Annotated in this window: 21 protein-coding genes; 10 read left to right on the top strand and 11 right to left on the bottom strand. The window is 67.0% G+C overall.

From position 1 onward, the window contains the following. Positions 1-430: 430 nt before the first annotated feature. Together ACFFJK_RS01410 and ACFFJK_RS01405 are read right to left on the bottom strand one after the other, a co-directional pair. A complete protein-coding gene (locus ACFFJK_RS01410) occupies positions 431-856 on the bottom strand; it encodes an acyl-CoA thioesterase (protein WP_379677285.1) in 426 nt (141 codons plus the stop codon). Between the two features lie 39 nt (positions 857-895). Further along, positions 896-1,672 carry an SDR family oxidoreductase gene (locus ACFFJK_RS01405; protein WP_231060823.1) on the bottom strand — a complete coding sequence of 259 codons (777 nt, stop codon included), beginning with the start codon at positions 1,670-1,672 and terminating at the stop codon, positions 896-898. A gap of 174 nt (positions 1,673-1,846) precedes the next feature. Between ACFFJK_RS01405 and ACFFJK_RS01400 the strand changes: the two genes are divergently transcribed. From ACFFJK_RS01400 to ACFFJK_RS01380, 5 genes are all read left to right on the top strand, one after another. Then, the gene (locus tag ACFFJK_RS01400; RefSeq protein ID WP_379677284.1) at positions 1,847-3,523 is read left to right on the top strand and encodes an electron transfer flavoprotein-ubiquinone oxidoreductase; all 1,677 of its coding nucleotides are present in this window, start codon (positions 1,847-1,849) and stop codon (positions 3,521-3,523) included. An 8-nt stretch (positions 3,524-3,531) separates the two neighbouring features. Then, positions 3,532-4,491 carry an alpha/beta hydrolase fold domain-containing protein gene (locus tag ACFFJK_RS01395; RefSeq protein WP_379677283.1) on the top strand — a complete coding sequence of 320 codons (960 nt, stop codon included), beginning with the start codon at positions 3,532-3,534 and terminating at the stop codon, positions 4,489-4,491. Between the two features lie 123 nt (positions 4,492-4,614). Beyond that, positions 4,615-4,815, top strand: coding sequence for a hypothetical protein (locus ACFFJK_RS01390; RefSeq protein WP_379677282.1), 201 nt, complete (start codon positions 4,615-4,617; stop codon positions 4,813-4,815). A 208-nt stretch (positions 4,816-5,023) separates the two neighbouring features. Next, a complete protein-coding gene (locus ACFFJK_RS01385) occupies positions 5,024-5,473 on the top strand; it encodes a hypothetical protein (RefSeq protein ID WP_379677280.1) in 450 nt (149 codons plus the stop codon). After that, positions 5,451-5,930: a hypothetical protein gene (locus tag ACFFJK_RS01380; RefSeq protein WP_379677279.1), complete on the top strand. Its 480-nt coding sequence runs from the start codon at positions 5,451-5,453 to the stop codon at positions 5,928-5,930. Before ACFFJK_RS01385 ends, ACFFJK_RS01380 begins: the two co-directional genes overlap by 23 nt. 69 nt (positions 5,931-5,999) lie before the next feature. On the opposite strand, the gene ACFFJK_RS01375 is transcribed toward ACFFJK_RS01380, so the two are convergent. Further along, positions 6,000-6,413: a hypothetical protein gene (locus ACFFJK_RS01375; protein WP_379677277.1), complete on the bottom strand. Its 414-nt coding sequence runs from the start codon at positions 6,411-6,413 to the stop codon at positions 6,000-6,002. Between the two features lie 88 nt (positions 6,414-6,501). On the opposite strand from ACFFJK_RS01375, the gene ACFFJK_RS01370 reads away from it, so the two are divergent. The 3 genes from ACFFJK_RS01370 (at position 6,502) to ACFFJK_RS01360 (ending at position 10,134) form a co-directional block, all read left to right on the top strand. Beyond that, on the top strand, positions 6,502-7,446 hold the full coding sequence (locus ACFFJK_RS01370; RefSeq protein WP_379677276.1) for an alpha/beta hydrolase: 945 nt from the start codon (positions 6,502-6,504) through the stop codon (positions 7,444-7,446). Positions 7,447-7,619: 173 nt separating this feature from the next. Further along, a complete protein-coding gene (locus ACFFJK_RS01365) occupies positions 7,620-8,129 on the top strand; it encodes a hypothetical protein (RefSeq protein ID WP_379677275.1) in 510 nt (169 codons plus the stop codon). Between the two features lie 232 nt (positions 8,130-8,361). After that, positions 8,362-10,134, top strand: a complete 1,773-nt coding sequence (locus ACFFJK_RS01360; protein WP_379677274.1) for a glycoside hydrolase family 16 protein — start codon at positions 8,362-8,364, stop codon at positions 10,132-10,134. Positions 10,135-10,206: 72 nt separating this feature from the next. Here ACFFJK_RS01360 and ACFFJK_RS01355 read toward each other — a convergent pair whose 3' ends face one another. The 4 genes from ACFFJK_RS01355 to ACFFJK_RS01340 all read right to left on the bottom strand — a co-directional run bounded on the left by ACFFJK_RS01355 (position 10,207) and on the right by ACFFJK_RS01340 (position 12,424). After that, positions 10,207-10,668, bottom strand: a complete 462-nt coding sequence (locus ACFFJK_RS01355; protein WP_379677273.1) for a metallophosphoesterase family protein — start codon at positions 10,666-10,668, stop codon at positions 10,207-10,209. A gap of 73 nt (positions 10,669-10,741) precedes the next feature. Next, positions 10,742-11,032, bottom strand: a complete 291-nt coding sequence (locus ACFFJK_RS01350) for a DUF378 domain-containing protein (RefSeq protein ID WP_379677272.1) — start codon at positions 11,030-11,032, stop codon at positions 10,742-10,744. 126 nt (positions 11,033-11,158) lie between these two features. Beyond that, positions 11,159-11,782 carry a YcbK family protein gene (locus tag ACFFJK_RS01345; protein ID WP_379677271.1) on the bottom strand — a complete coding sequence of 208 codons (624 nt, stop codon included), beginning with the start codon at positions 11,780-11,782 and terminating at the stop codon, positions 11,159-11,161. Between the two features lie 105 nt (positions 11,783-11,887). After that, positions 11,888-12,424 carry a GNAT family N-acetyltransferase gene (locus tag ACFFJK_RS01340; RefSeq protein ID WP_379677270.1) on the bottom strand — a complete coding sequence of 179 codons (537 nt, stop codon included), beginning with the start codon at positions 12,422-12,424 and terminating at the stop codon, positions 11,888-11,890. Positions 12,425-12,653: 229 nt separating this feature from the next. Here ACFFJK_RS01340 and ACFFJK_RS01335 point away from each other — a divergent pair, with 229 nt between their 5' ends. Together ACFFJK_RS01335 and ACFFJK_RS01330 are read left to right on the top strand one after the other, a co-directional pair. Beyond that, the gene (locus tag ACFFJK_RS01335; protein WP_379677269.1) at positions 12,654-13,673 is read left to right on the top strand and encodes a sulfate ABC transporter substrate-binding protein; all 1,020 of its coding nucleotides are present in this window, start codon (positions 12,654-12,656) and stop codon (positions 13,671-13,673) included. Between the two features lie 306 nt (positions 13,674-13,979). Then, the gene (locus tag ACFFJK_RS01330) at positions 13,980-14,921 is read left to right on the top strand and encodes a serine hydrolase (protein WP_379677268.1); all 942 of its coding nucleotides are present in this window, start codon (positions 13,980-13,982) and stop codon (positions 14,919-14,921) included. A gap of 37 nt (positions 14,922-14,958) precedes the next feature. Here ACFFJK_RS01330 and ACFFJK_RS01325 read toward each other — a convergent pair whose 3' ends face one another. The 4 genes from ACFFJK_RS01325 to recC form a co-directional block, all read right to left on the bottom strand. Further along, positions 14,959-16,083: an RDD family protein gene (locus ACFFJK_RS01325; RefSeq protein WP_379677267.1), complete on the bottom strand. Its 1,125-nt coding sequence runs from the start codon at positions 16,081-16,083 to the stop codon at positions 14,959-14,961. Positions 16,084-16,372: 289 nt separating this feature from the next. After that, a complete protein-coding gene (gene recD, locus ACFFJK_RS01320) occupies positions 16,373-18,325 on the bottom strand; it encodes an exodeoxyribonuclease V subunit alpha (protein WP_379677266.1) in 1,953 nt (650 codons plus the stop codon). After that, the gene (gene recB / locus ACFFJK_RS01315) at positions 18,312-22,031 is read right to left on the bottom strand and encodes an exodeoxyribonuclease V subunit beta (RefSeq protein ID WP_379677265.1); all 3,720 of its coding nucleotides are present in this window, start codon (positions 22,029-22,031) and stop codon (positions 18,312-18,314) included. Before recB ends, recD begins: the two co-directional genes overlap by 14 nt. Continuing rightward, positions 22,028-25,435 (bottom strand): exodeoxyribonuclease V subunit gamma, encoded by a 3,408-nt coding sequence (gene recC, locus ACFFJK_RS01310; protein ID WP_379677264.1) that lies wholly within the window; start codon positions 25,433-25,435, stop codon positions 22,028-22,030. Before recC ends, recB begins: the two co-directional genes overlap by 4 nt. Between the last annotated feature and the right edge of the window lie 27 nt (positions 25,436-25,462).

The following is a 25,462-nucleotide window of genomic DNA, read 5'->3' as shown; positions in this document are numbered from 1 at the left end:
AGACGGAAATTTCGAAGAGTGGTAGAACCAGCTCTTCTAGGACAGTAGTGCAAGGATGGTGCGACAGCTTTAGATGTTGCCTGCGGCCCCTAAAGGTCTCGTTACGTATGGACCTAAGAAGCTCTCTTACCCCACTAAATTTACGATGAGAATCAAAGCTCCCTACTGAATTTATGTAAGCTTCACCAGTAAGTCAGCACCAATCCACAGAATTACAATGATCAGCGGACGCAGCAGCACGAAAAAAGTTCCAGATGCCCTCCCGCGGGAACTTCCAAGCCAGTGTTGCGCTATATCTCATTCAATCGTCGTGCAGCAGCGGGGCGAGTAACTCAGCGACCCACACAATCCGTGCGCAAAAGGCGCGGTTGCCGATTGCGAAGACTTGGCACTGTAGTTCGCGACCGCAATACGTCAGTACCCTCCGCACTCACCCACTTGGCAGCAGCGCCCGCAGCCGCTCCGGCAGCGGCGTCGATTTCTCGGCCTTGAAGTCGATCCACACCACCTTGGCGCCGCCTTCGGCGTGCAGCGCCCCGGCCTGGCCATCGGGCCCGACCAGGCGGATCTCGTGCGTGACCTCGATGCTCGATCGGCCCGGCGGTCCGACAAAGGTCCTGACCTCGATCTCGCCCGGATAGGTCAGCTGCTTGAGGAAACTGCAGTAGGCGTTGACGATGACCGGCCCTTCGCTTGATGCGGTCGGGTCGGGCAGCGCCCCGGACGCTTCCAGCCAGGCGATGCGGGCCGATTCGATATAGCGGAAATAGACGGTGTTGTTGACGTGACCCATCGCATCCATGTCGCCCCAGCGGATGGGGATCCTCATGGAATGCACGAACTGCTTATTGCTCATTGCTTCCTTACGATTTAAAACACACAAACAAAAAAACTGTTACTGCGCCGTCATCCCGTCGTCGGCCGTGATGATGGCGCCATTAATGAAGTGGGCTTCCTCGGCCGCGAGCAGCAGCAGGAGCCCGTCGAGGTCTTCGGGCTTGCCCGGACGCTTGCGGGGCAGCATGTCGATCAGCTTGCGTCCCTGCTCGGTGTCGAAGTAGTCCTCGTTCATTTCGGTGGCGATGTAGCCCGGGCAGATGGCGTTGACGTTGATGCCGTACTTGCCCCACTCCACCGCCATTGCCTTGGTCATCTGCACCACGCCGGCCTTGCTCATGCAGTACACGCCGATCTGCGGCAGTACGCGCAGGCCCGCCACCGAGGCGATGTTGACGATGCGATGCTGCTTGCGCGGGTCGCCTTTGGCGCGCTGGATCATGCGCTTGGCGGTCTGTTGCGCGACGAAGAAGGCGCCGCGCAGGTTGGTGTCCATGATGTAGTTGTAGTCGTCCTCGGTCACGTCCAGCAGGCGCTGGGTGCTCGAGACGCCCGAGTTGTTCACCAGGATGTCGATCGGCCCGGCCTCGGTCTCGGCGTGCGCGATGGCCGCCTTGATCGACCCCAGGTCGGTCACGTCGAGCCGCACCACGTGCGCGGCGCCGCCGTCGGCCTCGATCTCGGCGCGCAGCTCCTTCAGGCGCTCGACCCGGCGCGAGGCCAGCACCACCTGCGCCCCGGCACCGGCCAGCGCCTTGGCAAAACGCGCGCCCAGGCCGCTCGAGGCGCCGGTGACCATGGCGATTTTTCCTTCGTAGTTGACTTCGATACCCACGTCCGGCTCCCCTGTTTAGCGCGCCACGCTCGTGGCGAAGCCATCATGATTACACAAATCATCAGTATTAGATTGCCGCATCTAATAATGTCCGTAAAATGGCGGCCAACATTGCATTCGGCAATGAAAAAGTGCACACTCGTGCTTAAATCTTCCAACTATTATTAAAAGACCATGACTGAGCCAAGCAACCTCCTCGAACAATACGGACCGCGTGAAGCAATGGAGTACGACGTGGTCATCGTCGGCGGCGGCCCGGCCGGTCTGTCCGCGGCGATCCGGCTCAAGCAGCTGGCTGCGGAAAAGGGCCAGGAAGTCTCCGTCTGCGTGCTCGAAAAAGGCGGCGAGCTGGGTGCGCACATCCTGTCCGGCGCGGTCATGGACCCGATCGCCTTGAACGAGCTGATCCCGGACTGGAAGGAAAAAGGCGCACCGCTCAATACCCCGGTCACCGAAGACCGTGTGCTGTTCCTCACCGAGACCAAGGCAATCCAGACGCCGAACTTCATGGTCCCGAAGATGCTGACCAACCACGGCAACTACGTGATCTCGCTGGCCAACGTGGTGCGCTGGTTGGGTGCGCAGGCGGAAAGCCTGGGCGTCGAGATCTTCCCGGGCTTCCCGGCAGCCGAGGTGCTGTACAACGAGGACGGCTCGGTCAAGGGCGTCGCCACCGGCAACATGGGCGTCAAGCGCGACGGCCAGCCCGGTTCGGACTTCCAGCTCGGCATGGAACTGCACGCCAAGTACACGCTGTTCGCGGAAGGCTCGCGCGGCCACCTGGGCCGCCAGCTGATGGCCAGGTATGACCTCAACAAGGGCAAGGACCCGCAGACCTACGGCATCGGCATCAAGGAACTGTGGGAGATCGACCCCGCCAAGCACCAGCCGGGCCTGGTGATCCACACCGCCGGCTGGCCGCTGGACAACAGCACCTATGGCGGCTCCTTCCTGTACCACCTGGAGAACAACCAGGTGGCGGTCGGCTTCGTGGTGGGCCTGGCCTACCAGAACCCCTACCTGTCGCCGTACGAGGAGTTCCAGCGCTATAAAACCCATCCGGCGATCCGCCACTTCTTCGAGGGCGGCAAGCGCATCTCGTACGGTGCGCGGGCCATCACCGCAGGGGGCTTGCAATCCTTGCCCAAGACCGTGTTCCCGGGCGGCGCCCTGATCGGCTGCGATGCCGGCTTCCTGAACACCAGCCGCATCAAGGGCAGCCACGCGGCGATCAAGACCGGCATGCTGGCCGCGGAAAGCGCGTTCGCGGCGCTGGGCGAAGGCCGCCAGCACGACGAACTGGCGTCCTACCCGGCCGCGTTCGAGCAATCCTGGCTGCACGAGGAACTGCACGTGGCCCGCAACTTCAAGCCGTGGATGAGCAAGGGCCTGTACATCGGCACCATCATGACCGGCATCGACCAGATGCTCTTCCGCGGCAAGGCGCCGTGGACGCTGCACCACAAGCACGCCGACCACGAAGCCTTGCGCCCCGCCTCGCAGTTCCAGCCGATCGCGTATCCGAAACCGGACGGCAAGCTTACTTTCGATCGCCTGTCGTCGGTGTTCATCTCGAACACCAACCACGGCGAGGACCAGCCGATCCACCTGACGCTGAAGAACCCGGCCATCCCGGTGGACGTCAACCTGGCCAAGTATGCCGGCCCGGAACAGCGCTACTGCCCGGCCGGCGTGTACGAGTACGTGAAGACCGACGAAGGCAAGGACCGCCTGCAGATCAACGCGCAGAACTGCGTGCACTGCAAGACCTGCGACATCAAGGACCCGACCCAGAACATCGTATGGGTGACGCCGGAAGGCGGCGGCGGCCCGAACTACCCGAACATGTAAGGGCGGGCATGCCGACCCTGAGCTGGCGGCCGGCTACCGCCGCAGCAATTGCCTGCGTGGCCTGCGCGCTGGCCTTCCCGCTCGCAGCAAAGGCGGGCGAGGCCGGCGTGCGCAGCGCCGCCCTGCTCGATCACGGCTGGTGGATCGATGCGAACGTCACCTACCTGACGGCGAGCGGCAAGGAGCTCAAGCTCGATGTCTACCTTCCGGTAAACAAGCGCGACAAGCCCATGCCCGTGGCGATGCACTTCCATGGCGGCGGCTGGGTTGCGGGCCGCCGCGAAGGCGCCGCGCTGTCCGCCTTGCCTTACATGGAGATGGGCTTCGCCTTCGTGAACGTCAGCTACCGGCTGGCGAACGTGGCGCTGGCCCCGGCGGCCGTCGAGGACGCGCTGTGCGCCCTGCAGTGGGTCGGCCGTCATGCGAAGAAGTACAACTTCGACCTGTCCAGGGTGGTCACCACCGGCGACTCGGCCGGCGGGCACCTGGCGCTGGCCACGGCGATGATTCCATCGGACTCCCCGCTCACGCACCAGTGCGCCGCCAACGAATTCACGTGGAGCGGCCCCTATACGAATCCGGCGCCGAAGGTGGCGGCCGTGGTCAACTGGTATGGCATCACCGACGTGGCCGACATGCTGCAGGGGCCGAACGTGCGCTCCTATGCGGTAGCCTGGTTCGGCAGCATGCCGGGGCGCGAAGGACTCGCGCGGACGGTGTCGCCGCTCACCCATGTGCGTGCGGGCGGCCCGGCCGTGTTCACGATCCATGGCGACGCCGATCCGCTGGTGCCCTACGCCCACGGCGTGCGGCTGAAGGCGGCGCTCGACAAGGCGGGCGTGAAGAACGTGCTGCACACGATCAAGGGCGGCGGGCACGGCGGCTTCACGGCGGAGCAGTACGTCGGCGCCTACGAAGCGGTACACGGCTTCCTGCGCTCCCTCGGCATCGCACCGGCCCAACCTTGACCCCGCATTGAATTGCTGGCTTTGTGCGAGCCGTCCTATGCGGCGGCGTCGCCAATTCCGATAGCGAAAATCCTGATGTCGCCTATCATGAACTTTCCGAACATAGAGTGAAAGGAGTCTGGCATGGGTGACGACAAGGATTTCGCCGCGCAGGGGCCCAGCTACCAGCACATGGAAGACCTGAACGCCGATATCGGACGCAAGAAGCTGGAAAAGATCTGGCAGCAGTCGGGCAACAAGCAATCGGGACAGCAGCAAGGCAACCAGCAATCCGGCCAGCAGGACGGCGAACAGGACGGCGACCAGCAGCGTGCCAACCGCTGACCCTGGGGCGTATCCTCTCTTCTTGAACACTTCCACGCACCGTGGCGGGCCATCGGCTTGCCGCGGTGCATTCGCATGGCGATCCGCCTCTTGCCTCCACAGCTGACTATGTCCGAAAGTTCCTACGCGCGGGACGTCTGCGCTCCGATTGTCCCGGCGGCCAGGAAGACTACCATCAGGTCTCGACCTATCAAGCCAGGAGAAGGACATGGGTGAAAACAAGGGACATCAACAGAAGGGCCGCAACTTCGACGAACTCAGCGGCGTCGGCACCAGCTCCGCCGGGATCACCGGCACCACGGGCAACCTGAACGACAACGGCAAGGACGGTGGCGTCGGCACGCCGGACATCGCCGACAGCGGCAACCTGCAGAAGGCCGAGCACGGCCAGCCGGGCGGTACCCCGGCGCTGGGCAAGTCCGAGCGCAGCCAGCCGAACCGCCAGGGCGACGATGGCCAGGGCGGCAGCCAGCAGTCGGGCCAGCAGGGCAATAGGCAGGGCAACCAGGACACTGGCCAGCATGCGTCCGGCGGGACCCCTGCCCTGGACGACCTGGGCAACCAGAACCAGACCGAAAGCGCCCAGCAGGCGGCGGAAGCGTTCAACCAGCAGAACGACCAGGGCGGCAACGCCGGTGGCCAGCAAGGCAATCGTTGAACAAAGGGCGCGCGTTCGCCGCGCGCCTGTCACCTGCATTCTTCACGGGCCCGGCCGGCAGCGTGCGCAGCGTCCATGGCGGCGCCTGCAATCCGATTCACGCTGCCGGCAGGCGGCCTATCACGAACTGCTCAAGCAAACGAACCAATCAGCAAAGGAGGCTGGCATGACTCAACATCAAGAAACCCGGATGAAGGGCGCGATTCCCGACCCTGCCGTGGCGGATCCGAGCAAGGACCTGGTCAGCACGGAAGGACAAGCCATGCAATCCGGCAGCCAGCAGTCCGGACAGCAGCAAGGCGGACAACAGTCCGCACAGGGCAACCAGCAGGCGGGCCAGCAGGGTAATCAACAACAAGGCCGGCAGGCTTCCGGCGGCCAGCCGGCCCAGAATGCATCGCAGTCCCAATCGTTCAACCGGCAAAACAGCAAGGCCGGCAAGCTCCGGGGTATCTGATTTCGCCGCGCTGCGCCGGCAGTGAAGCCTTCATGGCCGACAGCTCCGGTGCCGGGAAGCCGGGAAGACTCAGTAGGCCGGCCTGCGCGCCCTGGCGCCGAACGGATGGCCCACGACCAGGGTCGTGCTCTGCACCAGCATCGACAGGCCCAGGATCAGCTGCACCAGCCTGTCGTCGGGGAGCACCCAGACCTGCCCGCGCGGCGGTTCGGCGCCGGTGGCGGCAGTGATCAAGGGTGCGATCCAGTCGGCCTCCGGCTCCACATCCAGGATCACGGCATCGCCCGTGGTCTGCATGTAGACGTTGCCGCCCTCGGCCAGGGTGAAGCAGATGCCGACACCGGTTTCCTGCGGCTTGACCAGTTCCTGCAAGGCGCGGTTGTGCTCGTCGATCCAGAGTTCGACGTCCTGCGGGGTCTCGAGGTGGTCCCAGGGACGGGGGCGAAAGCGCGGCTGCGGCGGGTTTTCTGCTGGCGAAGTCATGTGAAACGGGTAAAAACAGGTAAGGACGTATCTTACGGGATTTTTCCATGGCAGGATGGCGATCCTTGTCTCTACCGAAGGATGCCGATTGAAAGCGCTTTCCCCGTTTCTGGCGCAGCGCCTGGCCCGCTGCCTCGTTCTGTGCTCAGCCCTCTGCTCAGCCGTCTCCCCCGCCGGCAGCGCCTTCGCCCAAAGCCCCGCCGCCCCGCCCTACCTGCTTGACAACACTGAAGTCCGCGACATCCGCGCGCAGGTGCTGGGACGCGACTACCAGCTCTACGTCGCCCTGCCCGACTCCTACCGCGACAGCCGCAAGCGTTACCCGGTGCTGTTCGTGGTCGATGCGAACTACGCCTTTCCGGTGGTGCGCAATATCGCCTCGCGGCTGCACAAGCACGCGGGCATGGAAGAAGTCATCGTCGTCGGCCTGTCGTATGCGAAGGGCGACGCCGGCACCTACAGCCGCCGCCGCGACTACACCCCGACGACGCCGCGCAGGCACAGCTACCGCTCGGACATGCCGGGCCGCCAACCGGCCTTCGGCGAGGCCGCGGCCTACGGCCGCTTCGTCACGGCCGAGGTGTTCCCGCTTGTCGCCCGCCTGTACCGCGCCGACATGGGGCGCAAGGTCTTCGTCGGCCATTCCTACGGCAGCCTGCTCGGCCTGCAGATGCTGCTCTCCCAGCCGCGCAGCTTCGAGCACTACATCCTCGGCAGCCCTTCGCTGTGGTACGACGCCGGCATCATGTTCGAACGCGAGAAGGCCTACGCCGCGCAGCACCGGGACCTGCCGGCCTCGGTGTTCTTCGGGATCGGCGGGCTGGAACGGCTGGCGCCGGGCAAGCGGCGCTCGCGCTCGGAGGAAGACGCGGACATGGTGGAAGACCTGCGCGAGTTCGATGCGGCCCTGAACGCGCGCCGCTTCCCGGGCCTGAAGACGCGCCTGCGCGTGTTCGACGACGAAGACCACGCAAGCGTCTTCCCCTTCGTGCTGACGCATGGCCTGCGCGCCTACCTGAAATCCTCGAAATAAGAACGCAGGAAGAGCGAATTCAGGGATATCCAAGTCCCTCTTCCACCACATCCACGATCACCATGCATCCAACATCGCACCAGGTCCGCTCCCCGCTCACGACACTGCACCGATGCTCTGCCCTGGTACTGGCAGTATTCGTCGCGGTCCACCTGCTCAACCATGCCGTACTCGTGGTCGATCCTGCCGCCGCGTTTGCGTTCATGGACAATGCCCGGCAGGTCTACCGCTGGTTACCCGTCGAAGCGCTGGTGCTTGCCTGTGTCGCCGTGCAGATGGCCACTGGCCTGCTGCTTGCACGCCGGCTGCCCGGCAGCACGCCCGGCGCCAGGGCGACGAGGATCAGTGCTTACTATCTCCTGTTCTTCCTGGCGGTCCATCTCGGCGCCGTGTTCTGGGGCCGCCATGGCCTGCAACTCGACACCAACATCCATTTTGCGGCCGCCGGGTTGCACGCCTGGCCGTCCGCCGCCTTCTTCGTACCCTACTACTTCCTTGCCGTGCTTGCGGTGTTCGTCCATCTCGGCCTTGCCGCCGGGCGTTACCTGTCAAAGGGAAAGCGCGCGGCGCCCTTGCTTGCCGGCGCCGTCGGTGCGGTACTGTCCGCACTCATCGTGGCGGCGATGGCCGGTGTTGGCAACGGTTTGCAGATTCCTGCAGCCTATCTGCGCGCCGTCGCTTGAACGGATCTGCCGCTAGCACATCCACCAATTACTGAGCTGTGGCAGATCAAATATCCACGCACGATTGCGTTTGACACCTTTGCAAAAGCGGAATATTCTTTTTTGACATTGCTTGGAAACGTTTCCATCACCAACTTTACCAGGAATATCAAGACCAACAGATCAAGTTGGCAGGTCGTGGAGCGCCGGTCCGGTGTCTCCGCTTTTCTTCGGAGTTAAATGAGGAGTCGAAGTGAACAATCATAACCAACATCGTCACTCGGGATGGAAACCTTTCCATACAGTGGCTGCGGCGGTCCTGCTGGCCTGTGGGGCGCAGGCGGCGGCCAGCGTCACCAATCCCGTCATCGGCCAGCTGTTGTGGTCCGAGGAGTTCAACGGCACCAGCCTGAACACCAGCACCTGGACGGCATCGGACGGCAACGGCTGCCAGATCAACCTGTGCGGCTACGGCAATGCCGAGCTGCAGACCTACAGCCCCAACAACCTCTCGATCGTCAACGTGCCCTTCGAATCCGGCACCCGCGCGTTGGCGATCCAGGCGCGCAGGGAGACTGTCGGCAGCAACGCTTTCACGTCCGGCAAGGTCGACACCAAGGGCAAGGTGCAGGTGCAGTACGGCATGATCGAGGTGCGCATGAGCACCCCCAACATCGCCACCGGCCTGTGGCCGGCCGCCTGGCTGCTGGGCGTGAGCCCGCAGACCTGGCCGCGCAACGGCGAGATCGACATCATGGAGATGGGGCATAAAGCCTCGGTGCGCGCCGGCGCCGGCAACCCGTCGGCCAACCACTTCGTCGGCTCCAACGTGATCACCTACCAGCAGGCCGCCTGCGTACCCGGCAACGAGACCTGCGCCGCATCCACCGCCTGGCAGACCAAGAACTGGTACATCCCCTCGACCTCGCTGGCGAACCGTTTCGTGACCTACCGCCTGTACTGGGACGAAAGCCAGATGCGCTTCACCGTGGTGGACAACGGCGTCGAGCGCAACATGTACGATGCGCCGTTGCCGGTCAACTCCAGCGCGCTGCAGGCGCCCTTCTACCTGCTGCTGAACCTGGCCGTGGGCGGCAACTTCACCGACGCCGCCAACCCGAGCCAGGTGACGGCGCCGCTGCCGGGCACCATGTACGTGGACTACGTGCGCGTCTACCAGCTCGACGGCAAGGGCACGGTCAAGCTCGGCAACCAGACGGTGCCGGAGGTCGGCAAGTTCGGCGTGTTCACCGATAACACGACCGTCAACAACAAGCTCGTGGCCGGCACCAGTTCCGACATCTTCCTGTGGAACGCCGCCTCCACCGGCGCCGGCAACACACCGCCGGCCGAGGGCAGCAACGTGATCGCCTGGAACTACACGGCGCCCAACCAGTGGTTCGGCGGCGGCGTGCAGGCGCGCCAGGCACGCGACCTGTCGAACTTCCGCAACGGCACCCTGAAGTTCCGCATCAAGATCCCGGCCAACGTGTCCTTCAACATCGGCGTCGGCGATACCTACACCAACCAGAACTGGGTCAGCTTCCCGGCCAATACGACGGCCTACGGCCTGGTGCGCAACGGCGAATGGGCGAGCGCGAGCATCCCGGTCTCGACCCTGCTCGGCACGAAGGTCGCGCCGCAGTCGCTGCTGGACATGTTCATGATCTCGAGCGACGCCGCGCGCCTGCCGGCGACGACCTTCCAGTTCGCCATCGACGACATCGTCTACGACTCGGGCAGCACGAGCACGCCGACGCCGACGCCGACCGGCCCGACCTGGGTGACCCAGGCGTCCGCTACCTCCCTGCAATTCAACACCAACACCGGCAGCTGGGCCGACGTGCACTACACCGTCAACAACGGCGCGCAGCAGAACGTGCGCATGCGGCTCGACGGCGGCACCAACACCTTCGTGGCCGGCGGCCTGAAGATCGGCGACGTGGTGCGCTACAACTTCACGTACTGGGATACGACGCGCAATTTCGCAGTGGATACCGCGTGGCAGAGCTACACGATGAAATGAGCGTGAAGCAGGACGGCACGCTGGCGTGAGTGCGCTCCCGGATCATTGGTCCGGGAGCTTTTTTTGCCCGGCTCAGGAGACGTCGAGCGTGACCAGCCGCGCCCTGGCCTGGCCGCCGTCGACCAGCAGCTCGCCGATCGAGATGGGCAGGGTGAAACGCCTGCGCCCCGCGCTGCCGGGATTCACGTACAGCACGCCGTCCTGCATGAAGCGGGCAGGCTTGTGCGAGTGGCCGGACACGACGACGTGCATGCCCTCGCGCGCCGGATCGATCGGCAGCTCCTTGAGGTCGTGGATGACGTAGATGCCAAGCGCACCGATCCGCAGCACGGCGGTTTCCGGCAATGCCCCGGCCCAGGCGCCGCGGTCATTGTTGCCGCGCACGACCGTCAGCGGCGCGATCGCTTCGAGGGGAGGAAGAATCTCGGGGCCGACGATGTCGCCCGCGTGGATGATATGGTCGCTGCCCCGGAGGAAGGCAAGTGCCTCCGGGCGCAGCAACCCGTGCGTGTCGGAAATCAGCCCAACACGCATGGACACCTCGCCAGACCTGCTGCGCTACCTGGCCGCGAGTGCTTGCACCCGCGGCGGTTCGGCAGGCCGCGCGTCAATGCCGCTTGCTGCCGGCCATCTTGGCAGTCGTGTAGATCGAATACAGCGCGGCCAGGCCGACGACGACATACACGACGCGCGTTGCCGGGCTACCCGGACCGAACAGGGTGGCGACCATGTCGACGTCGAACAGGCCGACCATTGCCCAGTTCAGGCCGCCAATGATCAGGAGGGCCATCGCCAGGTAGTCGAGCGCCGACATGGCGGAGCGCTCGTGCGAACGCGCCGAGACGCGCCGTTCGCCCATCGTCCTGCGGTCCATCGTGGGAGTGTTCATCGTTGCCATCACTGCCTCCTTTGGTAAAAGTGACGTGGATAAGCCAAGGGCGTCCCGCCCCGACCCTGACAACTTAGTGTAGCCCAAGTCCGGTGCCGCGCTCGCACGCGTTATTCGCTGCCCTGCCGCCGCCGCTCACCCCTTCCAGGTGCGGTTCAGGCCGGTATCGGCGTGGATCCAGCCGCCTTTCGGCCCCGAACGATAGTAGTAGCCGACGCCGCCCTGACGGAAGCTGCGGATCAGGCCGCCGAGCACCTCTTCGTTCAGGCTGGCAATGCGGATGTCCGCCGCCTTGCCGACCGTGTGCAGCGACTTGCGCGCCGCCGGAACGCCTTCTTCGACCAGGCGCCGGTTCGACGCCTCGGTACGGTAGCCGGACAGGATCTCGAGCGGCTGGTGCATGCCGTAGCGCGCGATGAAGGCCTGGGTGCCCCACAGGATCTCGAACAGCTTGGGGTCGATCGGCATGCTCGCGCGGCCGTTGACGTCGCGCAGGATATGGCACAGTTCCTGGTAAGCGGAATCGATGACTTCGCCATCCTTCCAGTACAGCACCTTGACGCGCTCGCCGCTTTGCGGGCGGACCATCGACAGGGTGCGCGGCTTGACCCAGAAGTCGATGTCGAGCAACTGGGCGTCGAACAGGTCGGGTGGCGGTTCGAGGCCCGTACTCCGGGCGGCGCTGCTCAGGGGTGCGCCGAGGGCGCCGAGGGCGCACAGGCCGGCGCCGCGTTGAAGGAAATCTCTACGTGAAGCCATAAGACACTCATCTATTCGAAGCAGTCACTATAACTTAAGCTTCTAGATGACAAAAGATGTGTTCGGATGGTGTGTGGCGTAACCGGCGTGAAACCGGCGACAAGATCAGGCGTTGCAGTTGCAAAAGCGCTTGCGCGCGGCCGCGCCCGGGCCCGTCTCGCAGGCCGCGTCGAGCCCCTTCCACAGCAGGTCACATTCCATCCCGAAGCAGGACTTGTCCTTGCCGGCATTGACATAGCCCTGGCGCTCGAAAAAGGCGCTCGCGCTTGCCGGGCTGTGCAGGTGGACCTTTCTGATGTCCCAGGCACGCGCCTGCTCCTCGGCCGCTGCCAGCAAGGCCCGGCCGATTCCGGTGCGCAGCAGGTCCGGCGAGACGTAGCACAGCGCCACCTTGCCCGCCTGCGTCAGCAGGCACAGGCCGACCAGCATGCCGTCGCTTTCCGCGACCACGGCGAAATTGCTGGGCGAGGAAAACCAGGTCGCGACATTGGCGCTCGTCTTGTTGCCGAGCCACGCTTCCAGCACGGCCGGCTTGCCGTCGTGGTCGGCCTTGCAGCCGATCTCGATGGAACGGCGCAGCAGCGCGCAGGCAGCGGATGCATCGCCAGGGGCCGCCTTACGAATTTCAAAACGCGTGGACATCAATATAAGGACATGGAAACTGTAAATACCAGCGGTACGGACCGGCAGCGACAAGCTGCGGCCGGCGCATTGCAGGGCCCGACTATACACCGAAAGCACGCCGCCTTGCTGCCGGGATGCATATCCGCTCAACCGTACTAAGCATATGACAAAAGTATTGTTCCGTACTTTGACGAAATTGCGCATGATTTAGCTTGTCCAGACAAGTTTTTTTGAAAAGCGAGAAACCATGACCCTCACCTCCCCGCTCCGCCGCCCGCTCCTGCGCCTGGCCGTGGCCCTGTCGCTGGGCGCCGCGCTGCCGCTGTCGGCCAGCGCCGCCGGCACCGAGCTGCTGAACGTTTCCTACGACGTGGCGCGCGAGCTGTACAAGGACGTCAACCCGGCCTTCATCGCCGCCTACAAGCAGCAGACCGGCCAGACCGTCACCATCAAGCAGTCGCACGGCGGTTCGAGCAAGCAGGCGCGCGCCGTCGCCGACGGCCTCGAAGCCTCGGTGGTCACGATGAACCAGGCCAACGACATCGACATGCTGGCCGACCGCGGCCTGGTGACGAAGGACTGGGCCAAGAAGTTCCCGCACAACGCTGCGCCCTACTACTCGACCATGGTCTACCTGGTGCGCAAAGGCAACCCGAAACAGATCCGCAACTGGGAAGACCTGGCCCGCCCCGGCGTGCAGGTGATCATCCCGAACCCGAAGACCGCGGGTAACGGGCGCTATACCTACCTGGCGGCATGGGGTTCGGTGCTGAAGAAAGGCGGCAACGAAGCCCAGGCGCGCGACCTGGTCGGCCGCATCTTCAAGAACGTGCCGATCCTCGACGCGGGCGGACGCGCGGCCACCACCACCTTCACCCAGCGCCAGATCGGCGACGTGCTGGTGACCTTCGAGAACGAAGTGAGCATGGTCCGCAAGGAATTCGGCAACGACTTCGAGGTGGTCTACCCGTCGACCTCGATCCTGGCCGAATCGCCGGTGGCCGTCGTCGACAAGGTGGTCGACCGCCGCAACCAGCGCAAGGAAGCGACCGCCTACCTGAACTTCCTGTACTCGCCGCAAGGCCAGGAGATCGGCGCCAAGCACTACCTGCGTGTGCGTTCGGATGCAGTGATGAAGAAGTACGCCGCCAACTACAAGCCGATCCAGCTGTTCACCGTGGACGAGCTGTTCGGCGGCTGGCGCAACGCCCAGAAGCGCCACTTCGACGATGGCGGCGAGTTCGACAAGATCTACCAGCCGAAATAAACCTTCCCGAGAAGCCCTGCCCCGCGCAGGGCTTTTTCATTCCGGGACGCGGGTCGGCCATGCGTCATGCATTGAGGCCAGATTTGCATCGTCGCGGCAATTCTCGTAGACACGATGCAAAGGGAGTCGTTGTTTCAGATAAAAATTCCAGTTCACAAGCCCGTTTTTGCTTGTGTGCCATAGACATGCAAGGTGCTTGATGCTATCTTCCAACACCTGTAGTTGCCCTACAGCTAGATAGTTGACTGCGCGCCCATGTATGTACGCCGCGCCTCCCGCTCAACGCACACTATTCCTGACCCGACAATGTTCAAAAAATTGTTTGCCGCCGCATTGATGTCGTTTTCGGTTGCCGCATTCGCGGTGCCGTTCGGCTCGCAATCGGTGCTCGTGGTAGAAGATGACACCGGCAAGATTCTGCTCGAAAAGAACGCCGATGCCGTGGTGCCGATCGCCTCACTGACCAAGTTGATGACCGCGATGGTCGTGCTCGACGCCAACCAGGACATGGACGAGCTGATCGAAATCGACCGCAGCGACGTCGACACCTTCAAGCACAGCAGCTCGCGCGTGCCGGTCGGGTCCCTAATCTCGCGCCGCGACGTCATGCAGCTCGCCCTGATGTCGTCGGACAACCGCGCCGCCGCCGCGCTGGCCCGGACTTTCCCGGGTGGCAACGCGGGCTTCAAGGCCGCCGTCAAGCGCAAGATCGCCGCGCTCGGCATGACGCAGACCGTCATCGAAGAGCCGACCGGCCTGTCGCCGCGCAACCGTTCGAATGCGGGCGACCTGGTCAAGATGGCAGCCGCATCGAGCAAGTATCCCGAGATCACGCGCATGAGCACCGAGTCGAAGGAGCTGATCAACATCAGCGGCCGCAAGGTCGAGTACCGCAACACCAACCGCCTGGTCGGCGCCGATGGCTGGGACATCGGCCTGTCGAAGACCGGCTATATCTCGGAAGCGGGCCGCTGCCTGATCATGAACATCAAGGCCGGCGGCAAGAACGCGACCATGGTGCTGCTCAATGCCAGCGCTTCTTCGGCTCGCATCCTGGACGCGCTGAACGTGCGCCGCTTCCTCACCGGCGACGAGCCGGTGCGGGTGGCGAAGGCCGCCAGCAGCAGCGGCATCAAGGCGAGTTCCGCCCGTCCGCGCGTCAAGGCCTCGGCGGGCGGCAAGGCCAAGGCCAAGGCGGTCAAGAAACGCACCAAGGCGAAGGTGGTGCCGAAGCGGCGCAAGAAGTAAACCCGGAAGTGACACGAGGGGCCGCGAGGCCCCTTTTTCATGGTTGCGGCGCCGGCGGCAGCGCACCCGCAGGCGCGACGCTGTCCCAAAGCGTATCGGTCAGCTCGTGCACCAGGTCGTCGGTATAGCCCACCGGCGGCGCCTGCAGCACCATCACCCGCCAGGCCTTCCCGCCCGACAGCACGACCCGCAGCCGCACCCGCGCCGCGCCATCCTTTTCTTCCCCGGCGCCGACCCAGGAAGGCTCCCCGCGGAAGTCTTCGAAATGGCCGGCCTCCAGGTCGAACCCGTCGGCCAGGCCACCCGCCAGTTCATGCGTGTATTCCCGCAAGGTCCGTGCGCCGGCCTCCTCTGACGCGAACAGCACGAATGCATGATCGCTGTGCTGGGTGAACTGGTACAGCACCGCGCCGTCGTCGCCGGTGTGCGCCTCGGCCTTCCAGTGCGGGGCGATTCGCACCGTCCGGCCGGTAGCGGGATTGGTCCAGCCGTAATGCGGGGCGGCCAGCATGGCGGCCGTTTCGCGGCTGTCCTGCCGGTCGGCCGCGTCGAGGGCCACCAATGTGGCAAACATCAGGCAGAACAGGATGCCGAAGACGGTTTTCCTGAACCACCCGACCGGACCGGCATGCACCAGGAAGTATTTGTCGTCGTAGCTGGCCGCCCCTCCCTTGCGCAGCCGCAGCCACTGGCGCGCCATCGTGAACAGGCTGACCAGCGGCAGGCCGAAACCGAGGCCGGCCCTCCACAGGTTCATGTTTCGTCCCAGCAGCTCGCGCAGGCGCGGGCGACGTCCGTCGGCCATGACCACTTTCAGGCCAAGCATCGCTTTCCCGGGCGTGTTGCCGGCCAGCGCTTGCAGCAGCGCGTCCAGGACCAGGCCTGCCGGGATGCACATCAGGCCGAACGACTTCCAGCCGAACGGGGTTTCGAGCCAATGCAGGAAGGCAGGCGAGGTGCGGGCGAGGACGACGCCCGCGACGACCGCCACGAGGCTGGTCTGCCACCAGACGTCGAACGTGCGGGCGAACCAGCGCGGCCACGCCGCCGCAGGCTGGTCGGCACAGAGCACGCCGGACGCGAGATCGCATGCCGCCGCCCGCGCCGCCGGGTTGCCGGCGTCGGCAGAAAGCAGGTGCGTCTCCTGACCGGTTAGCTGCATGCATGCTCCGTGATCGACTCGGCTGGTTGTTGCGCCTCCCGGTTCCCGTGTTCGACCACACATGGAGAACAAGCCGTGACAGCAGGCACAGGCAAGGCACAGGCAAGACAAAGGCACACGCGCGGCACAGGTAGAATCGACGGAAACGCGGCCCCATGCAAGCGGATCTTCGATACCTTTGCTCGCAGACAGAACTATGACCGCTTGGGCACGGCCGAGTTCGCAACTACCCGCCCGATTCGACGTCTCCTTGGCCCCGATCAAGCCGGCTCGAGGGGCAAGCCCGCGATCAGCGCGCTGCAGGGGCGACCATCTCCCGCAGGCCGCTGGTGCGGTGGGTGCGCAACGCGATCGCCTCGGCCAGCACGGCGCCGGCCGGCGACACCAGCGTAAACTGCTCGCTGGCGCGGGTGATGCCGGTGTACACCAGCTCGCGCGTGAGGATGGCGCCGCGCTCGCGCGGCAGCGCCAGCACGGTGTGGCGGAATTCCGAGCCCTGCGACTTGTGGACCGTCATCGCGTAGGCCGTCTCGACGTTGCGCAGGCGCGTCGCCAGCACGCTGCGGACGGTCTCGCCTTCCAGGAAGTACACGCGCAGTGCGCCCGGCCGCCCGGGGTCGGGCAGGGTCAGGCCGATATCGCCGTTATAGACCCCGGTGCCGTAGTCGTTGCGGGTGACCATGACCGGACGGCCGACATACCACTCGCCGGCCGGGCGCAGCAGCCCGGCCTGGGCCAGGCGCCCGGCCACGGCATCGTTCAGCCCCGCCACGCCCCACTCGCCGTCGCGCACCGCGCACAGGATGCGGAAGGACTCGAAGCGCTGCAGCACCCGGCGCACCCAGTCCTCGTGCGCCGCCGGGCCGGCGCCCGCGGCAGGGCCGGCCTTGAGCACCTCGAGGTAGGCGCCGTACCCGGACTGCGCCAATTGCAGGACATGTTGTTGCTGCGCATTCTCGATCCAGCGCACGCCCGCCTCCCCGGCCCGCAGCACCGCTTCGGCGCGCACGGCGTCGCCCTCGTTGACGGCCAGCGCGAGCTGGCCGATCGGGCCGCCAAAGCGGCGGCTGTGGCGCAGCATCACGGTCTGCTGGGCCAGCGGGCCGCCGTTGCCGCGGAATTCTCCGGGCAGCGCTTCGCCGCTGGCCGCGCGTACGTAGTCGCAGGTGGACGCGTCGTAGGCGCCGGCCTGGGCATCGTGGCACAGGTCGCCCAGCACGGCGCCCGCCTCCACCGAGGCGAGCTGGTCCTTGTCGCCCAGCAGCACCAGGGTCGCGGACGGCGGCAGCGCGTCCAGCAGCGAGGCCATCATCTCCAGGTGCACCATCGAGGCTTCGTCGACGATCAGGACGTCCACGTCGAGCGGATTGCCGCGGTGGTGGGCGAAGGCGCGGCTGTCGGGCCGCGCGCCGAGCAGGCTGTGCAACGTGCGCGCCGCACCCATGCGCAGGGTGAGCTCGCGCAGCGGCAAGCGCGAACCCACCTTGTCGGCCAGTTCGTTCAGGGCCCTGTCGATCGACTGCTTCAGGCGCGCGGCCGCCTTGCCGGTCGGCGCGGCCAGGGCGATGCGCTGGTTTGCCGCTTCCGGCGCGGTGGCGAACAGCAGCGCCAGCAGGCGCGCCACGGTATACGTCTTGCCGGTGCCGGGGCCGCCGGTGATGATCGCCACCGAGCCGCGCAGCGCGATGGCGCAGGCCAGCTTCTGCCAGTCGGGCTTCTCGGCCGCGCGCTGGGACGCAAACAGCACGTCGAGCCAGGCGCGCACGCTGCCGGCATCGACCTCGCGCACCTGGGCGGCGCGCTCGCGCACGGCCTGGGCCACCAGGGTCTCGTCGCGCCAGTAGCGGCGCAGGTAAAGCCGCTCGCCGTCCAGCACCAGCGGCTGGTCGTAGTCGAAGGAGCCGGTTTCCCACACCTGCGCGCAGGCCGCCAGCTGCGCCGCCCAGGCGCGCGCGGTCTTCGGCAGCGGCCCGGCTGCGCGCGCCAGGTCCTTCCATTGCTCGTCGCTCCAGCCCAGCAGTTCCGCGGGACCGGCGCCCAGGTCGGACAGCTGGACGCAGCTGTGGCCATGGCCCTCCAGCTCGGACAGCACGGCGCAGGCCAGCACCAGCGCAGGCGGCGCAGCGCCGAGGGAGGCGACGAAGCGCGCAAAGGCGCAGGACAGGCGGCGCAGCTCGCCCGCCTCGGAGAGACGCGCCAGCTCGCCCCACAATGTCTCGATGTTCGCTTCAGGCTTGCCCATCGTCGTCCTTGTCCAGCAGTCGTTCCAGCCCGCCCAGCAGGTCGAAGTCGGGCGGCAGCACGCAGCAGCCGCGGGTGTCGGGGTTCGCGATCCCGCGCAGGAACAGGAACAGCGCGCCGCCCAGCTGGCGCCGCGGCTCGTAGCGTTCCCCCAGGCGGCTGCGCAGCAGGCGGTGCAGCGCCAGCGTGTAGATCGTGGCCTGGATGTCGTAGCGGTGCTCGAGCATGCCGAGCTCCATCGCGGCGCGCGTATAGGCCGCGTCGCCCGGCCCCAGCGCATTGGTCTTGTAGTCGAGCACCCAATAACGGCCTTCGTGCTCGAATACGAGGTCGGCGAAACCCTTGAGCATGCCGTGCAGCACACGCTCGGGCAGGACCGGACGCTCGATGCCGCGCAGGATGTGCGCGCGGCACAGTGCGTCGAGCTTCACGGCATCCAGTCCCTCGCTCGGGAACCAGAACTCCAGCTCCGGCACCACGTCGCGCAGGCCGCACAGGGCCACCCCGAGGGGCGGCAGCGGCGTGGTCGCCACCGCGTGCAGCCAGGCCAGCGCGTCTTCCTGGCGATGGCCCCAGCCGGCGCGGTCGATGCGCTGGCCCAGGCGCGCCAGGAACTCCGGCTCGTCGGCACGGTGGAAGCCTTCCTGGGCCATCCACTCCAATTGCTCGTGCATGAAGTTGCCGGGCACCGAGCCGCGCGGGAAGCGGTGCCATGGAGCGTCGTCGATGCGCGGCGGCGTGGCGAGCTGCGGCGCTTCTTCGAGCAGGGTTTCCTCCTGCGCGGTCATGGGCACCGGCGGCGTGGGCGCCGCCGTCAGGTGCACGGCATGGCGTACCAGCGAGGTGAACGAACCGATCGACCAGTTGCGCTCGAAGCGTGCCTCGTAGCGCGGCGCGGCGAGCAGGTCGGGGCGCGCATCCTCGCGCGACAGCACGGTGCGGTCCCTGGGCTCGCCGAGCTCGTGCAGCACGATGCCTTCGACGCCGCCGCGCAGGCGCTCCAGGCGCTCGCGCAGCTGTTCGGCCTCGATCTTCTCGCCGCCGCCAAGCAGGTAGCCGAGGGCCGAGTCGTGCAGGCGATTCTGCGTACGTCCATCGTTCTTGCCGCGGCCGCTGATCGGCGCGGCGCCCAGCCACAGGAAGTGGCGCGCGCGCGTCAGGGCCACGTACAGCAGGCGCAGGTCTTCCTCCAGGCGGGCGCGGTCGACCGCCTCGAGTGCCTCCTCGCCGAGCGACAGGTCCAGCCTGCGGGTGCCGTCCTCGCCGACGAATTCGAAGAAGGCGCGGTTGCGCTTGTCGGTGCGGCGCGCCGTCACCGCGAACGGCAGGTACACCAGCGGATACTCCAGGCCCTTCGACTTGTGGACCGTGACCACCTTCACCAGCTCGGCGTCGCTTTCCAGGCGCAGCACGCGCTCGCCATCCTCACCCTGGCCCTCGCCCAGGCCGTCCACCTGCTCCGACAGCCAGCGGATCAGCGCCTGCTCGCCCTCGAGCTGGGTGCTGGCTTCCTGCAGCAATTCGGCCAGGTGCAGCAGGTTGGTCAGGCGGCGCTCGCCCCCCGGTTCGCGCAGCAGGCGCGCCGGCAGCCCGAGCTCATGGACGAAGCGGCGCAGCATGGCCAGCACGCCTTGGCGCTGCCAGGCCCCGTGCAGGTTCTTCAGTTGCTCGACGCGCGCCTCCCAGGCCACTTCGTCGCTCGACAGGCGCGCCAGCTCGCCCAGCGGCAGGCCGGCGGTGCGGGTGGCGAAGGCCGCGCGTGCAAGAAGGCCGTCGAGCGGGTTGGCCACCGCGTACAGCCAGCGCAGCACGTCGGCCGCCTCTTCGCTCTCGACCACCGAATCCTTGTCCGACAGGTAGACGCTGGCGACCTTGCGCTCGACCAGGGCGCGCCGTACCGCGGCCGCCTCGCGCCGGTCGCGCACGAGGATCGCGACGTCGGCCGGCATCAGGCGCCGGAAGCGCTCGCCGTCGGAAAAGCCCACGCGTTCGTCGCCCAGCAGGCCGACGATGTGTTCGGCGCAGTGATGAGCGAAGAACTCGCGGTACTCCTCCTGGTTCATCGGCCCGGCGCAGCACACCGACATTGCATGCGACGCGCCGTCGGCCCCGACCAGGCGCTCGCGGTGGCCCTTGGCCGCTACCGCCTCGAAGGGCAGCGGATTGTCTTCGCCCTTGCGGAAGCGGAAGGCGCCGCCCGGGTAGCCCGGGTGGCCGTCGCCGCCTTCGGCGTGGCGGAACAGCTGGTTCACCGCCTCGACCAGCTCGCTGGTGGAGCGGTAGTTGGTGCCGAGCTGGTAATGGCGTCCCGCGGTGGCGCGCCGCGCCGCCAGGTAGCTGTGGATGTCGGCGCCGCGAAAGCCATAGATCGACTGCTTCGGGTCGCCGATCAGGAACAGGCCCCGCCCCGGGTCGTTGTCGGCCACCCGGTACAGCAGGTCGAAGATCCGGTACTGGTCGGGCGAGGTGTCCTGGAATTCGTCGACCATCGCCACCGGGTATTGCGACACGATGCGCTGGCGCAGTGCTTCCCCATTCGGTCCTTCGAGGGCCGCCTTGAGGCGTTCCAGCATGTCGGCGAAACCGAACTGGCGGTTGCGCGCCTTCAGCTCGCGCACGCGCGCGGCGATGTGGTGGGCGGCGTGGCGCAGCAGCGCATGCGACAGCGGATCGAGCGCCTCCAGCGCCTGGCGCAGCGGCTCGGTAAAGCCGAAGCACGCCGGCACCTCGGCCGCGAAATCCTTGCTGAAGGCGTCCACGATGCCGTCCGGGCACAGGCGCTTCCACGCCGTCTCGTTCAGCGCCGGCAGCACCATGTGCGGGTCGTCGGCCCAGGCGCGCAGCGCCTCGAACCACTTGACCAGCGAATCCGGGCGCATCTTGTTGCCGTTGAAGCACTTGGGCTGGCGCTCGCGGTGGGCGGCGATCCAGCGCTCCATCTCGTCGGCGCGCGCGCGCCACCCCTCCTTCAGGCGCGCCAGCTCGGCGCGCTGGGCGTGCTGCATGCGCGCCACCAGCACGCCGAGCGGCTCGAGCTCGCAGGGGCCCAGCAGGTGGGTGCGCGTGACCAGTTCGCGCACGCCGCCCTTGAGCGCCTCGACGTCCTTCCAGCATTCGAGCACCGAGGCGAGCGCGCCGGCGCCGAGCGGATAGACGTGCTGGCGCCAGTAGTCGTGGGCCGCGTCCTCGAACAGGGCGCGCTCGTCGCTCACCAGTTCTTCGTCGAACAGGCTGCCGGAATCGAAGGCGTGCTCGCGCAGCATGCGCTGGCACCAGGCATCGATGGTGAAGATCGCCGCCTCGTCCATGGTCTCGGCCGCCAGCACCAGGCGGTGGGCGGCGACGCTGCGTTCACCCTCCGTCGGGTAGGCATCCGCCAGCTCGCGCAGGTAGGGATCGCGCAGTGCGGGATCATCCTCGTCGAGCTGGCCGCGGAAGTACGCTGCCGCCTCGACCAGGCGCTCGCGCACACGGTTGGCCAGCTCGCGGGTGGCGGCGCGGGTGAAGGTCATCACCAGGATCTCGCTCGGCAGCAGCGGGCGCGCGAAGGCGCTGCTGCCGTCCGCGCCGCCGTGGCCGAGCACCAGGCGCAGGTAGAGCGCGGCGATGGTCCAGGTCTTGCCGGTGCCGGCCGACGCCTCGATCAGGCGCGTGCCGTGCAGGGGAAAGTCCAGGGGATCGAGGTGCTGGCTCCGCTGTTGGGTCATTCCTCGCCTCCGGCCAGCGGCGCGACATGCACGGCGGCCTCGATCCACTCCGCCAGCGGCCCGTACAGGTCGCGCGCGATATGCGGCCAGTCGCCGGCCGCGACCAGGGCGCCGAAATCCGGCCACAGGCGCGCCAGGCACAGTTCCGCCACCTCGCCCGGCACCTCGTATCCGCCGTCGTACACGCTGCGGGCGTCGCTCTCCTGCGCGCCCTCGCGCAGCAGTGCGAGCGCGGTCTTGCAGGCCACGGCCAGCGGACGGTCGAGGTTCCTGCGCCACAGCGCGGCCAGGTCGTGCAGGGAGGCCATCGCCTCGACCGGGTCGAGCGGCGTCATGGTGAGCACGGCATCGCGCGCCACCAGGTGGCCGGCCACCGGCGCCCCCGCGGCGCTGGCGGCGAGCTGGCGCAGCCATGGGCCGATCAGCTTGTCGCCGCGCGGACGGCCTTCCTTGTCGAGCACTTTCGAGGATACCTGCATCAGCCAGGCCGTTTCGTCGCCATTCGTGCGCAGCCGGTCGATCCAGTCATCGAGGACGATCGTGTTGCCCTGCGCGTCGCCCAGGGCCAGGCTCACCGCGCGCTTCGGCGCCGCATGCGGGAAGCGCGCGCCCAGCGCCAGCCAGGCCGTGCGCACCGGCACCAGGCCATCGACCAGTTCCTGCTGCCACTGGCGGCCGAGCAGGCCGATCGGCAGCACGCCTTCGCGTCCCAGCCGTTGCGCACGCGCGTGCAAGGCCGCGCGCACTTCGTCCGGCGCTTCGGCCGGCCCGCTGTCGTCGAGCAGGTGGTCTTCGATGAAATAGCGCTCCAGTGCATCGAGCGAGAACGGCTCCTCGTCCTCGCCGACCACGGCGGCGTCGGCGAACACCACGCCGAGGCGGCGCCGGAAGAAGTAGCGCGCCGGCTGGCGCAGGAAGGCCGCCAGTTCGCCGAGCTTCAGCACGAAGCCCGGCTCCAGTTCGTACGGCGGCAATGCATCGACCGCGCTGCCCTCGTCCGCGCCGTGGGCCGAGCGCCACTCGCCCGCATAGGTCAGCAGGCCGCCCTGCTCGAAGTAGCGGCGGCTGAAAGGCTGCAGCGCGTGCTCGGTGGTGCGTCCGGACAGGTCGAGCTGCCAGCCGGCCTTCAGGTAGTCGCGCAGCTGGGCCACCAGCACCGAGGCCGGCTGCTCGCTGTTGTCGCGCACGTTGCGGCCGACCCAGCTGACGTACAGCTTGTCGCGCGCCGACAGCAGCGCTTCCAGCATCAGGTAGCGGTCGTCGTCGCGGCGCGAACGGTCGCCCGGGCGCGCCATGCCGGGCAAGGCCAGCAGGTCGAAATCGGCCTGGTGGACGCGGCGCGGGAAATCGCCGTCGTTCATGCCGAGCAGGCAGACCACGCGGAACGGCACCGCGCGCATCGGCATCAGGGTGCAGAAGGTGACGCCGCCCGAGACGAACTGGTGGTTCAGGGTCGGCTGGTCGAGCTGGCCGAGCCAGGCTTCGCGCATCACCGCCAGCGGCACCGGTTCCCCGAAGCCGGCGGCATCGACGGTCTCGAGCCAGCACTGCAGCGCTTCGTTCAGCTGGGCCAGGGTCAGGCGGTCGGCTTCACTGGCCGCGTGGAAGAAGGCGTGCAGCAGGGCGCGCGCGGCCACGCCCCACTCGGCCGGGGTGCGCGGCTTCACCAGCTCGCCGCGCCAGTAGAGGAGCGCCTCGATGAACTGGGCCAGCGAGCCGGCCAGCGCGGCATCGAGCCCGCCCACCTCGGCATACGGTTCGATGTCGCCGAAGCTGGCGCCGGCGCCGCTCGCATAGCCGAGCAGCATGCGGCGCACGCCGAAGATCCAGGCGTTCTGTTCGCCGACCGAGGCCAGGCCCAGGCCGGCGCGGTGTTCGCGGTCCAGGCCCCAGCGCACGCCCGAACCCTCGATCCAGCGGCCGAGGGTCGGCAGGTCGTCGGACTCCAGGCCGTAGCGGCCCGCCACGGCCGGCACGTCCAGCAGGTCGCGCACCTCGCTCTGGCGGCAGCGCTGGTGCGGCAGGCGCAGCAGCCATTCGAGCGCCACCAGCAGCGGGTTCACGCTGCGGTCGCGCACGTCGCCGATCTCGAACGGGATATGGCGCGGGTCGTTGCGGCGGTGTTGGTCGAACACGGCGTGGATCGCGGCCGAGAAGGTGTCGATGTCGGGCACCATCACCACCACGTCGCGCGGGCGCAGGCTCGGGTCCCGGGCGAACCAGGACAGCAACTGGTCGTGCAGCACCTCGACCTCGCGCTGGACGCTGTGGGCGATGTGGAATTCGATCGAACGGTCGTCGTTCGCAGGCGGCATGCCCGGATGCTCGGAGGGCGGCAGCAGGTCGCGGATCGCGGCCTGCACCTGCGCCAGCAGGGTCCCCCCTTCGGCTTCGTCGAACAGGTCGACGCGCAGGTTGTCGTAGCGCGCGCCTTCGCCATTGTCGAACTCGTCGAGCATGCGCACGAAGTCGCGCCCCTGGCGGCCCCAGCTCGCCAGCAGCGGATGGGCGTGGGCGTGCAGTTCCTCCAGCGGCACGGCCGCCAGATCGACGCTTGCGCGCGGCTGCTGGCGCCGCCGCGCGGCGCGCAGGAGTTCGCGGCCCTCGATGATGTCGCCCCAGTGGAAGCGGCACGGGTTCGGCACCGCGAACAGCACCTGGGTGTGGCGCGACAGCGCGGCGATGGCCTGCAGGGTCTGGTACGGCAAGGTCGACATGCCGAACAGGATCACGCGGCGCGGCAGGGTCGAGGCCGGCTCGCGGCCCGATTCGACCGCGGCCAGGAACTGTTCGTGGATGGTCGCCCGCCCCGATACGCGCGCTTCCGGCGGCAGGCTGGCGTGGATTTCACGCCACAGGCAGGCCTGCCATTTCTGGTCCGGCGCGAGCCGGACCGGATCGCCGGCGGCGCGCCGCAGCTGGTCGCGCCCCGCTTCCCAGTCCGCCAGCCAGTCGGCGCGGTAGACCTGGTAGCCGTCGTAGAGGTCGGCCAGGCGCTCGGCCAGTTGCAGGCGCCGCTCGGGACAGCCGTCGCCAAGGAATTGCTTCAGTGGCGCGTAGCTCTCGTCGTGCAACAGGGACGGCAGCAGGCGCATCAGGCGCCAGGTCAGTGGATCCTTGTCAAACGGTGCACGGGTGGGGACGCGCTCGCGCCCCAGCATGCCGCGGTAGGCTTCCCACAGGAAGCGCGCCGGCAGCGCCACCCGGGTGGCGGCGCACACGCCCATGTCCTCGGCCAGGGCGATCTTGAGCCACTCGGCCACCCCGTTCGACTGCACCAGGATCGTTTCCTGCTCGAGGGGGCCGAGCGGATGGCTGCGGATCCAGTCGAACATGGCGCTGCGCAGCAACTCCATCTGGTTGCCGTGCAAGATTATCAAGCCGGGAGTGATCGGGGAAGACATCGGTATGGTTGGGCTGCTCAGGCGGCA

Origin of the sequence: Massilia consociata, from assembly GCF_042432755.1 — a bacterium.
GTDB classification, from domain to species: domain Bacteria; phylum Pseudomonadota; class Gammaproteobacteria; order Burkholderiales; family Burkholderiaceae_D; genus Telluria; species Telluria consociata.
Note: the sequence above shows the minus strand (reverse complement) of the source record. Positions and strands in the feature narration are given on the sequence as shown.

Coding starts and splice junctions, on each gene's coding strand:
- ACFFJK_RS01340 (WP_379677270.1), bottom strand. CDS start 12,424: ATGTCCACGCGTTTTGAAATTCGTAAGGCGGCCCCTGGCGATGCATCC.
- ACFFJK_RS01325 (WP_379677267.1), bottom strand. CDS start 16,083: ATGCAGCTAACCGGTCAGGAGACGCACCTGCTTTCTGCCGACGCCGGC.
- ACFFJK_RS01400 (WP_379677284.1), top strand. CDS start 1,847: ATGACTGAGCCAAGCAACCTCCTCGAACAATACGGACCGCGTGAAGCA.
- ACFFJK_RS01330 (WP_379677268.1), top strand. CDS start 13,980: ATGTTCAAAAAATTGTTTGCCGCCGCATTGATGTCGTTTTCGGTTGCC.
- ACFFJK_RS01355 (WP_379677273.1), bottom strand. CDS start 10,668: ATGCGTGTTGGGCTGATTTCCGACACGCACGGGTTGCTGCGCCCGGAG.
- recC (WP_379677264.1), bottom strand. CDS start 25,435: ATGTCTTCCCCGATCACTCCCGGCTTGATAATCTTGCACGGCAACCAG.
- ACFFJK_RS01395 (WP_379677283.1), top strand. CDS start 3,532: ATGCCGACCCTGAGCTGGCGGCCGGCTACCGCCGCAGCAATTGCCTGC.
- ACFFJK_RS01410 (WP_379677285.1), bottom strand. CDS start 856: ATGAGCAATAAGCAGTTCGTGCATTCCATGAGGATCCCCATCCGCTGG.
- ACFFJK_RS01390 (WP_379677282.1), top strand. CDS start 4,615: ATGGGTGACGACAAGGATTTCGCCGCGCAGGGGCCCAGCTACCAGCAC.
- ACFFJK_RS01385 (WP_379677280.1), top strand. CDS start 5,024: ATGGGTGAAAACAAGGGACATCAACAGAAGGGCCGCAACTTCGACGAA.
- ACFFJK_RS01350 (WP_379677272.1), bottom strand. CDS start 11,032: ATGGCAACGATGAACACTCCCACGATGGACCGCAGGACGATGGGCGAA.
- ACFFJK_RS01345 (WP_379677271.1), bottom strand. CDS start 11,782: ATGGCTTCACGTAGAGATTTCCTTCAACGCGGCGCCGGCCTGTGCGCC.
- ACFFJK_RS01375 (WP_379677277.1), bottom strand. CDS start 6,413: ATGACTTCGCCAGCAGAAAACCCGCCGCAGCCGCGCTTTCGCCCCCGT.
- recB (WP_379677265.1), bottom strand. CDS start 22,031: ATGACCCAACAGCGGAGCCAGCACCTCGATCCCCTGGACTTTCCCCTG.
- ACFFJK_RS01335 (WP_379677269.1), top strand. CDS start 12,654: ATGACCCTCACCTCCCCGCTCCGCCGCCCGCTCCTGCGCCTGGCCGTG.
- recD (WP_379677266.1), bottom strand. CDS start 18,325: ATGGGCAAGCCTGAAGCGAACATCGAGACATTGTGGGGCGAGCTGGCG.